Below are 9,328 nucleotides of genomic sequence, written 5' to 3'. Positions count from 1 at the left end.
CGGCGCACGGCGGCGGGGCGGCGGACCCGGCGGGCGGTGGCGGGGCACGGTCCCGGCGGGCGGCGGTTCATGCGGTGAGACGGGCGTGCAGCCGGCGGGCCGAGGTGTCGGTCAGCGAGGCGATCTGGTCCACGATCGCCCGCAGCCGGCCCCGGTCATCCCCGGCCGCGTCGAAGAGTGCGCGGAACTGGGGGTCCAGGCCGTCGGGGGCGCGGGCGATCAGCGCCTCGCCCAGCTCGGCGATGACCACGCGCTGATCGGCGCGGACCAGCTCCTGGTCGGCGCGCTGGATGACGTACCGGTCGGCGACCGCCTTGAGGACGGCGCACTCCAGGCGGATGGCGCGGGGGACGACCAGCTCGGCGCGGTAGCGGGTGAAGCGGCCGGTGCCGTACGCCGCGCGGGTGGCACCCTCGGCGGCCAGGCAGAAGCGGCCGATGAGCTGGCTGGTGGCGTCCTTGAGCCGGGCCTGGGCGACGGACGAGCCGTCGTAGCCGTGCGGCCACCACTCCTGGTCCAGCAGCCGGTCCAGCGCGTCGGCCAGCTCCCCGGGCTCCGCCCCCGGGGCGTAACGGTCGGCGGCGACGGCGAAGACCTCGCGCCGCTCGGGCTCGGAGAGCAGGCTCGCGGGGTCGAGATGGCCGGCGTGCAGCCCGTCCTCGACGTCGTGGACCGAGTAGGCGACATCGTCGGACCAGTCCATGACCTGGGCCTCGAAGGTCGTACGGCCCTCCGGGGCACCCTGCCGGTACCACGTGAAGACCGGGAGGTCGTCCTCGTAGACCCCGAACTTCGGGGAGCCGGGGATATGCGGATGGCCGCCGCGCGGCCAGGGGTACTTGGTGGCGGCGTCCAGCGCGGCGCGGGTGAGGTTGAGGCCGACGCTGACCGGCTCGCCGGTCTCCCGGTCCGGCACGAACCGCTTGGGTTCCAGCCGGGCCAGCAGCCGCAGCGACTGCGCGTTGCCCTCGAAGCCGCCGCAGGGCTCGGCGATCTCGTTGAGCACCTGCTCCCCGTTGTGGCCGAACGGCGGATGGCCGAGGTCGTGGGCGAGGCAGGCCATCTCCACCAGATCCGGGTCGCAGCCGAGGGCGGCCCCCAGCTCCCGGCCCACCTGAGCACACTCCAGGGAGTGAGTCAGCCGGGTGCGGGGGGTGGCGTCGAAGGCCGGGGCGCGCCCGGTCGGCCCGGCCGGGTCGGCGGCCGGGGCGGCGGGCACCACCTGGGTCTTCCCGGCGAGCCTGCGCAACGCGGCGGAGTGCAGCACTCGTGCCCGGTCCCGCTGGAAGGCGGTCCGGCCCGGCCGCTTGTCGGGCTCGGGCGCCCAGCGCTCGAGGTCCGCCGCGGTGTATCCGGGGATGCGGCGGATGTCGGCCTCGGGGACGGCGGTCGCGGGGGGCGGATCCGGTTCAGCAGGTGCGCTACGGCTCATACACCGACGGTAGCCGCCGGGTGTGACAGGGGCGCAGAGGCGAGCGCCTGCTCGTAACGGTGGAGTACGAGCCGCGCCACCGCCGGATGGGCGCCGAGCGGGGCGGCCACGACACCGGGGGCGGCCTCCGCGCACTCGGTGGCGAACCGGCCGGGTGCGGTGAAGTAGGAGGCGACCGCGATCCGGTCATGGCCGAGCGCGGTCAGGATCCGTACGGCCTCGGACACGGTGGGGCCGGAGCCGGAGGCATAACCGGGCAGCACGGGCACCCCGCCGAGCCGCGCGCCGAGCAGGGCTGCGGCCCGGGCGGTGTCGAGGGCCGCGTCCGGATCGCGGGAGCCCGCCGCAGCCAGGACGACGCCCGCCGTGTGCGGGGCGGGGGCGGGCGGCCGGGGCCGGGGCTGGGCGGGCGGGCCGGTTTGGGTGCGGAGACTGGTTTGGGTGCGGAGACCGGTTTGGGTGGCCCGACCGGTTTCGGGGGCCCGACCGGTTTCCGGGAGTTCGCTGACGTCCGCGAGCCGACCGGTTTCGGCGGTCCGACCGGTGTCCGCGAGCCGACAGGTTTCGGGGGTCCGACCGGTTTCCGGGAGTCGGCTGACGTCCGCGAGCCGATCGGTTTCGGCGATTCGACCGATGCCTGCGAGGCGACCGGCTTCCGGGAGCCGACAGGTTTCGGGGGTCCGACCGGCTTCCGGAAACCGGCTGAGGTCCGCGAGGCGACCGGCTTCGGCGGTCCGGCCGGTGTCGGCCGACCATCCGGCCTCCGTGAGCCGGGCGTGCAGCGCCTCGGCAAGCAGCGGGTCCGGGCCGAGCGGGGTGGCGATCAGGATGCGCAGATGGGGTGCGGCGGCAGCGACGTCTGGGATGTCCTGCTTGATGTGATAGCCCCGACCGAGGAGCAACGGAACGAGCACGGCCTCGCCACGCAGCGCGGCCAGCGTGTCGGTCAGCACCGGCCGGTTGAGCTCGATGTGGCCGAGGCGTACGGGCAGCCCGGGGCGGAGTGCGCGGACGCGGTCCAGGAGGGCGGTCACGGTGCGCAGCGCCTCCGGGTTCCGGCTGCCGTGGGCCACGGCGACGAGCGTCGGCGTGCGGCGGCCGGGGACCGCGCGGTCGAGCCGGGCGGTGGGCCGGGGCGTGGGCCACGGGGCACCGGGATCCGTCGTACCGTCGGGGCCCAGCGTGCCGTCGAGACCGGGGGGACCAGAAGGGCGGGACGGACCGAAAGAACCGAAAGGACCGGAATGGGGCGACGCCGTCATGCCCAGAGCGTGGCAGCGGCGGATTGCGCCTCCGTTGCGCGGCCGTGACGGGACATTGCGCCGATTTCACCGACCGCCGGACCCCGCGCTGAGGTCCGGTTTCCGGAGGCGTAACCCGAGGTGACACGGGCCGTAACAGTGACACCGGCCCGTATCAGCCGAGGCATCCGGCCGGATAGTGTTCGTGCCGTTCCACCGAGCGGGGCGGGACGGACCACACGGTGACGCATCCAGCCCTGGGCCCGGTGCCGCAGATGCCGGGGCTCAAGGTGTGCACGGTGCGGCTGGAGGTGGCGGACGGCTGACCGCCCAGCCCGGCGGGCCGCCGTCCCGGCGCGCGGCATGCGGGCGCGCACGTCTGGCGGCGCCGGGGGCTGCCGGGCAACCGGGCTGCTGAGGCGCCAGAACTGCTGGCTGCTGGCTGCTGGCTCTTGGCCGCCGGGTTGCTGGACCGCTGGCTGCTGGGTGCTCGGCGGCGCCGCCATCCGCCAGGCCCGTGGACAGCAGGCGCCGGTCACGCCACCCGCACACGGCCACCAGGACCCCTCCGGGCTGCAGGCAACGAGGAGGTGGGGACACCTCCTCAAAAGTGCTTGCCGAGTAGCCGAGGGGAATCGCACCCCTCGGCTCTCACAGAACGGAGCGTGACAATCTCTCGTCACTCCGCTCTTGCCGCTCTGATCATCAGGCCAGCACGGCGTCCGTGGTCAAGCGCCAGTGCGTGAACATGCGGGGGTATCGCTGGGCGATCTCCTGCATCTTCGCGATGGCCTTCCGCTTCGCCGCGAGCCGCTTGTACTTCTGGCGGATCCAGCGCACCAGGCAGGCATTGATGCGCATGACGAAGGAGCGCAACTCCCAGGGCCTGAAGCGGCCGTAGTAGTTGAGCCAGCCCGCCACCACAGGGTTGATCTTGCGGGCGAGCTCGTTGAAGGACAGATCCGAGCGGGTGTGCAGGTGCCAGGAACGCACCTGCCGCCCCATCTTCTTCAGGGCGTCTTTGCTGACCGCCGGATCGAACGACAGGAACTGCCTGCCGTGCCGGTTCCGGCTTCGCCTGGCGCGGAAGGTGTATCCAAGGAAGGTGAACGCCGTGTGCTCGTAGGAGCGTCGGCGTTTACCGTCCTGGCAGTACACGATCCGGGTCTTGTCCGGGTGCAGACGCAGCCCGACCTCAGCCATCCTGTCCGTGAGCGCGGCCAGCACCTGGCGGGCCTCACGCTTGGAGACACAGTGCAGCACCGCATCGTCGGCATACCGTTCGAACCAGACGGTCGGGAATTCCCGGGCCATCCAGGTATCGAATGCGTAGTGCAGGAACAGGTTCGCCAAAACGGGAGAAACCGGGGCCCCTTGAGGGGTCCCGCACTCCCGCTCCAGCAGGGAACCGTCGGGCATGGCGAGCGGGGCAGCGAGCCACCGCCGCACATACAACTTCACCCAAACGGCGTCAGTGTGCGCTTCCACCGCCTTGACCAGCAGGTCCCAGGGCACGCTGTCGAAGAACTTGGCAATGTCGAACTCCACCACCCAGTCCCGCTTCCAGCAGCGCTCCCGGCATTTTCCCACCGCGTCCAGGGCGGACCGTCCGGGCCGGTATCCGAAACTGTCCGGGTGGAAAATAGGCTCCACCTTCCGCATCAGATGCCGGGCCACCACGGTCTGCGCCACCCGGTCGGCGACAGCGGGAATGCCGAGCATTCTCGTGCCACCGCCCTGTGGCTTAGGAATAGGCACCGCGCGCACCGGCGGCGGAAAGTACGAGCCCGACGACATGCGATTCCAGACTCTATAAAGGTTATTCTTCAGGTCCTTCTCGAAGTCGGCGAGACTCTGCCCGTCCACTCCTGGAGCGCCTCTGTTCGCCCTGACTTCCTCCCACGCCTCCTTGACTTCCCACTTCGAAATATCAAACGGCTTGGCCTGTGACTTCAACTGGTCCATCGGACTCCTCCCGGACACCGTCCGGTTGATGCGATCAACGCAGTCACGAACGGCCCGGCCCCTTCGCTCCACCCCCGTTACGGGGGCTTCAGCACTACTACGAGCCGGTCCGCCAGCACGCCCCGCGTCGGTACTCGACCCCTCACAGTGTCCGCTGTTTGGGGCACTCCCTCTCGCCCACCGTTACGGCGGGCAGTATCGGGACCTGCCTTCTCCTGTTCCATGCGAAAGCCGCAGACCGGACTCACGTCGCCTACATGCCGGACACCACCTGGCCAATAGACGGGCACCCGCCAGGCTCATCCCGAAGCCCAGATCATGCCCCGGTTTTGATGTCGTCTGTTTGCGTTTCGACACGTCAGCAGCGATTCACTTGCGTTCGTCTTTCCGGTCCCCACCTGACGCCTCTTACGACGCCTTTTCCTCATCGCTCACCACGACGGTCTTCAACCGAACGCAGCATGAGGCGGTTTGAAGCCTCCCCCCGCAGGGCGGCTCCGAAGGGCCATACCTTCATCTCTCGCACAGCATCATTTTCCAGGAGCTGCCTGCAACCAACTCCCTTTCATGTTCAGGACACAAGATCTGGCGCAACTAATCCATCAACCGTTTTCCAGAGGGGGTACCCACACCCCCCCTGCGGTCCGGCATCGGCCCCGGCCCCCGGCCACGGAAGCCGCGACCGGCCCTCGCCCCCACCGGCTCGGCGGCCGGCGACGCGGGCCAGGCCCGGTACCCCCGGCCCGTGCTCAAGTGCGCCGAAGGCGCGAGACGAAACCCGCACCTGACCACCCCCACCAGCCCGAGCGCCCCCGCACGCCGAGCAACGTCAACCACCCCGAGCAACCGACCGACCGACCACCCAACCGTCCGCCCGACCACCTGACCGACCACCCAACCCGACCACCCAACCGTCCGCCCCGAGCGCAGGGCCACGCCGTCCGCGCCCCGAGTCCGGTACCTAGACCTCGAGCTCCTTCAGGTATGCCGCCCGCGTCTCCTCGTCCAGGAAGGCGGCCTCGAAGGAGTTGCGGGCCAGCGTGCGCAGGGTGGCCGCGTCGAGACCGAGCGCGTCCCGGACGGCGGTGTAGTTGTCACCCACGTAACCGCCGAAGTAGGCGGGGTCGTCGGAGTTGACCGTCACCAGCAGACCGGCGTCCAGCATCGCGGGCAGCGGATGGTCCTCGAGGCGGTCCACGACGCGCAGCCGGACGTTCGACAGGGGGCAGACGGTCAGCGGGATGCGGTCCGCGACCAGCCGGGCCACCAGCGCCTCGTCCTCCAGGCACCGCACCCCGTGGTCGATACGGTCCACACCGAGGACGTCCAGCGCCTCCCACACATACGCGGGCGGGCCCTCCTCCCCCGCGTGCGCGACGCACTTCAGCCCGGCCTCCCGGGCCCGCGCGTACACCTCGCGGAACTTCGACGGCGGATGGCCGACCTCCGCCGAGTCCAGACCGACGGCGGCGATCCGGTCCAGATGGGGGCGGGCCGCCTCGAAGGTCTCCAGGGCGGATGCGGCGCTCTCGTCGCGCAGGAAGCACATGATCAGGCGCGTGGTGATGCCGTACGTCCGCGGCGCCGCGTCCAGCGCCCGGCCGATCCCGCGGACGACCGTGCCGATGTCAACGCCGCGTGCGGTGTGCGCCTGCGGGTCGAAGAAGATCTCCGCATGGCGGACGCCCTGAGCACGGGCGCGGGTGAGATACGCGTTCGTGAGGTCGGCGAAATCGTCCTCGGTGCGCAGCACGGCCATCAGCGCGTAGTACAGATTCAGGAAGTCCTGGAGGTCGCTGAACGAGTACGCGGCCCGCAGCTCCTCCTCGCTGGCGTACGGCAGCTCGACCCCGTTGCGCTCGGCGAGCGCGAAGGCCAGGTCGGGCTCCAGGGTGCCCTCGATGTGGAGATGGAGCTCTGCGGTGGGGAGCGGCGGCACGGCTGGGATCACCTGCTGGTTTCGGTGGTGCGGGATGATGACTGGTCAAGGCTATGCGGAAGCGGATGCATCACCCTTGTGGAGGTAAGGCGAGCGAAAAGCCGATACCGCCAGGGGCCGCCCTCGCTGGGGTGAGCGAGAAGTGCTGCGGGAGGTTCTCTGGCGGCGGCGAGCAAGGGGCGTGGACGCGGATTCGGGCCGGACCCGCGCTTCCTGGGGCCGCGCGGGAGCGGGGCGTCGAGACGGCGTGGCGGAACGGGGCTCCGCTCGTCGGCCGCCCGAAGCGGGCCGGGCTAACGGCCGCCCGGAGCGGGTCGAGCTGACGGCCGCCCAGAGCACGCCCGGGTGTCGGCCGCCCAGAGCGGGCCCGGCTGACGGCCACCCGAAGCAGGCCGGGTGTCGGCTACCCGGAGCAGGCCGGGCTGACAGTCACCCGAAGCAGACCCGGCTGGCGGCTGCCCAGAGCGGGCCCGGCTGACGGCTGCCGCTGCCCGGAGCGGGTCGGGCTGGCGGCTGCCCAGAGCGGGCCCGGCCGACGGCCACCCGAAGCGGGCCGGGTGTCGGCTGCCCGAGCGGACCGGGCTGACAGTCACCCGAAGCAGGCCCGGCTGACGGCTGCCGCTGCCCGGAGCGGGTCGGGCTGGCGGCTGCCCAGAGCGGGCCCGGGTGTCGGCCGCCCAGAGCACGCCCGGCTGACGGCCACCCGGAGCAGGCTCCGGCCGATAGTTCCCCGAAGCGGGCTTCGGCCGACGGCCGTCCGAAGCGGACCCCGGCTCACGGCCGCGGCACCTTCCTCGCCCCGCCCCGCACGCCCCGCCCCACGCCCCGGCGTCAGCCGATGGTCGTCTCCGACACCACCCACGCCAGGTAGTCCTCGCTGCCGTTCACGATGGGCAGCGCGATGATCTCGGGGGTCTCGTAGTCGTGCGCTTCACGGATGTGCGCCTCCAGCTCGTCGTAGCGCGCGGCGGTGGTCTTGAACAGCACCTGCCACTCGGCCGCCGTCTCGACCGTCCCCTCCCACCGGTACACGGATGTCACGGGCTGGCTGATCTGCGCACAGGCCGCCAGCCGGGCCTCGATCGCCCCGCGGGCCAGCACCTCGGCCTTCTCGGGGGTGTCGGTGGTGGTCAGTACGGTCAGGTAGTCGGCCACTGCTGCTGTACCTCTCTCCACGGCGCGGTTCCACGGCGCGGCTGCGAACTGGCGCACACCACGCTAGCCGGTGAGGATTGAGGGAACCCGCCGACGATCAGACCGGACCGATCGAGGGGCACTCATGGATGACCTCACCACGCTCGCGCGCCACCATCTGGACCAGGCCAAGGCCGATCCACACGGACGCAGCGCCCATCTGTTCCTGCATGACGGCCCGCTGCGGCAGAGCGTGATCGCCATGGTCTCCGGATGCGAGTTGGACGAGCACAACGCCCCTCCGGCGGCCAGCCTCCAGGTGCTGCACGGGCATGTGCGGCTGACCGGCGGCACCAACCGCACGGATCTCATCGCGGGCCAGGTACAGGAGCTCCCGCACGAGCGGCACGGGCTGCGGGCGCTGGAGGACTCGGTGGTGCTGCTGACCGCCGTGACCGCCACACCGGGCTGTCCCACCCCCTACGAGGAGGCGACGACCGCCTGACGAACGCCGTCTGACGGACGTCCCCCGGCAAACGTCGCCCGGCGGACGCCGTCTGACGGACATCCCCCAGCGAACATTGCCCGGCGGACGCCATCTGACGGACATCCCCCGGCGGACACCGCCCGGCGGACGCCCTACTCGCCGCCGCCACCGCCTCCGCCGCCACCGCAAGAGTGGTGACCGCCGCCGCCCCCGTGGCCGCCGTGGTCGCCACCCTGGCCCCCGCTCCACCCGTGCGTGCCGGATCCGGAGCCGGGGTGCGCGTCGATGCCGTTGTCCGCTGCGTCCGCTGCATCCACTGCATCCACTGCGGAGGTGATGACGAGACGCCTGCCCCAGTAGCCCAGACCGCCACTCGCTACGGGTGTCGCGGCGCTGATGGCGCGGCCACGCTCCTGGGCCGGGACGGCGGCGAGGCCGTGGAAGGCGTAGGAGGGGTAGGCGTCGTCCCGCTCGGCTGCTTCCAGGCGGCGTCGGCCCGCGCGGGTGGGGCGGCGCCGGAGAGGGCCGAGCAGACCACCGGCGGCGAGCCGAGCGCGGATCTCCGCCATCTCGGGCCCGCCGCACAGCGCGGGGACGACGTCGTCCACCCGCCGGGAGCGGGGGCACAGCTCGAGGAGGGCGCGCTCGACCGGGTGGTCGGCCCGGCGCTCCACCACCCGCACCCGGGCCCGTCGGATGGTGATGACGCCCCGCTCCTGGAGCGCGATGAAGACGGTTTGGGCCACCCACTGCACCCCACCCACCAGATACGCGATGTCGTAGAGGTCCAGCGGCCGTGGCTCCGCCGGGGTGATACGTCTGAACATGGCCCGCATCGGACTGCCCCCGCTCATCCGAACTGGTTCGGTCCCGCCAGTTTTGCCCATTGGATCCGTGATGAACGCCGATGGGGGGATACTTCAGAGCAATTTTTGAGGTTTCACCGCACGGTGCGTCAGGACACCGTGTCGCGCAGGACGACGAACCGGCCGCGGGCCTCGCCACCGTCCGGCAGTTGCCAGCCCGCGGTGACATGGCCCCGGACGGCCTCGGTGGTCTCCGCGCCGGACTCCGGCCGGAGAACGCGCATCACCTCAAGGGCCGGGCCCCCGCCGGCCACCACCAGGCGG

General features: G+C 71.7%; 7 protein-coding genes. 1 reads left to right on the top strand and 6 read right to left on the bottom strand.

The features are described from left to right. Window positions 1-67: 67 nt before the first annotated feature. The 5 genes from AXW62_RS37190 to cutA all read right to left on the bottom strand — a co-directional run bounded on the left by AXW62_RS37190 (window position 68) and on the right by cutA (window position 7,732). Entirely contained in the window at window positions 68-1,432 is a 1,365-nt protein-coding gene (locus AXW62_RS37190; RefSeq protein ID WP_252368876.1) for a deoxyguanosinetriphosphate triphosphohydrolase, read from the bottom strand. Beyond that, window positions 1,429-2,505: a sirohydrochlorin chelatase gene (locus AXW62_RS46470; protein ID WP_252368875.1), complete on the bottom strand. Its 1,077-nt coding sequence runs from the start codon at window positions 2,503-2,505 to the stop codon at window positions 1,429-1,431. Before AXW62_RS46470 ends, AXW62_RS37190 begins: the two co-directional genes overlap by 4 nt. An 873-nt stretch (window positions 2,506-3,378) precedes the next feature. After that, window positions 3,379-4,638, bottom strand: a complete 1,260-nt coding sequence (ltrA, locus tag AXW62_RS37175) for a group II intron reverse transcriptase/maturase (protein WP_060948277.1) — start codon at window positions 4,636-4,638, stop codon at window positions 3,379-3,381. Between the two features lie 961 nt (window positions 4,639-5,599). Beyond that, window positions 5,600-6,577 carry an adenosine deaminase gene (locus AXW62_RS37170; RefSeq protein ID WP_060948276.1) on the bottom strand — a complete coding sequence of 326 codons (978 nt, stop codon included), beginning with the start codon at window positions 6,575-6,577 and terminating at the stop codon, window positions 5,600-5,602. A gap of 831 nt (window positions 6,578-7,408) precedes the next feature. Then, the gene (cutA, locus tag AXW62_RS37165; protein ID WP_060948275.1) at window positions 7,409-7,732 is read right to left on the bottom strand and encodes a divalent-cation tolerance protein CutA; all 324 of its coding nucleotides are present in this window, start codon (window positions 7,730-7,732) and stop codon (window positions 7,409-7,411) included. A gap of 124 nt (window positions 7,733-7,856) precedes the next feature. Here cutA and AXW62_RS37160 point away from each other — a divergent pair, with 124 nt between their 5' ends. Further along, a complete protein-coding gene (locus AXW62_RS37160; protein WP_030826271.1) occupies window positions 7,857-8,216 on the top strand; it encodes a cupin domain-containing protein in 360 nt (119 codons plus the stop codon). Between the two features lie 134 nt (window positions 8,217-8,350). On the opposite strand, the gene AXW62_RS37155 is transcribed toward AXW62_RS37160, so the two are convergent. Further along, window positions 8,351-9,025, bottom strand: a complete 675-nt coding sequence (locus tag AXW62_RS37155) for a TIGR04222 domain-containing membrane protein (protein WP_079115971.1) — start codon at window positions 9,023-9,025, stop codon at window positions 8,351-8,353. Window positions 9,026-9,328 lie beyond the last annotated feature (303 nt).

It is taken from the genome of Streptomyces hygroscopicus subsp. hygroscopicus, from assembly GCF_001553455.1.
Classification (GTDB): domain Bacteria; phylum Actinomycetota; class Actinomycetes; order Streptomycetales; family Streptomycetaceae; genus Streptomyces; species Streptomyces hygroscopicus.
Note: the sequence above shows the minus strand (reverse complement) of the source record. Positions and strands in the feature narration are given on the sequence as shown.

Coding starts and splice junctions, on each gene's coding strand:
- AXW62_RS37190 (WP_252368876.1), bottom strand. CDS start 1,432: ATGAGCCGTAGCGCACCTGCTGAACCGGATCCGCCCCCCGCGACCGCC.
- ltrA (WP_060948277.1), bottom strand. CDS start 4,638: ATGGACCAGTTGAAGTCACAGGCCAAGCCGTTTGATATTTCGAAGTGG.
- AXW62_RS37160 (WP_030826271.1), top strand. CDS start 7,857: ATGGATGACCTCACCACGCTCGCGCGCCACCATCTGGACCAGGCCAAG.
- AXW62_RS37155 (WP_079115971.1), bottom strand. CDS start 9,025: ATGTTCAGACGTATCACCCCGGCGGAGCCACGGCCGCTGGACCTCTAC.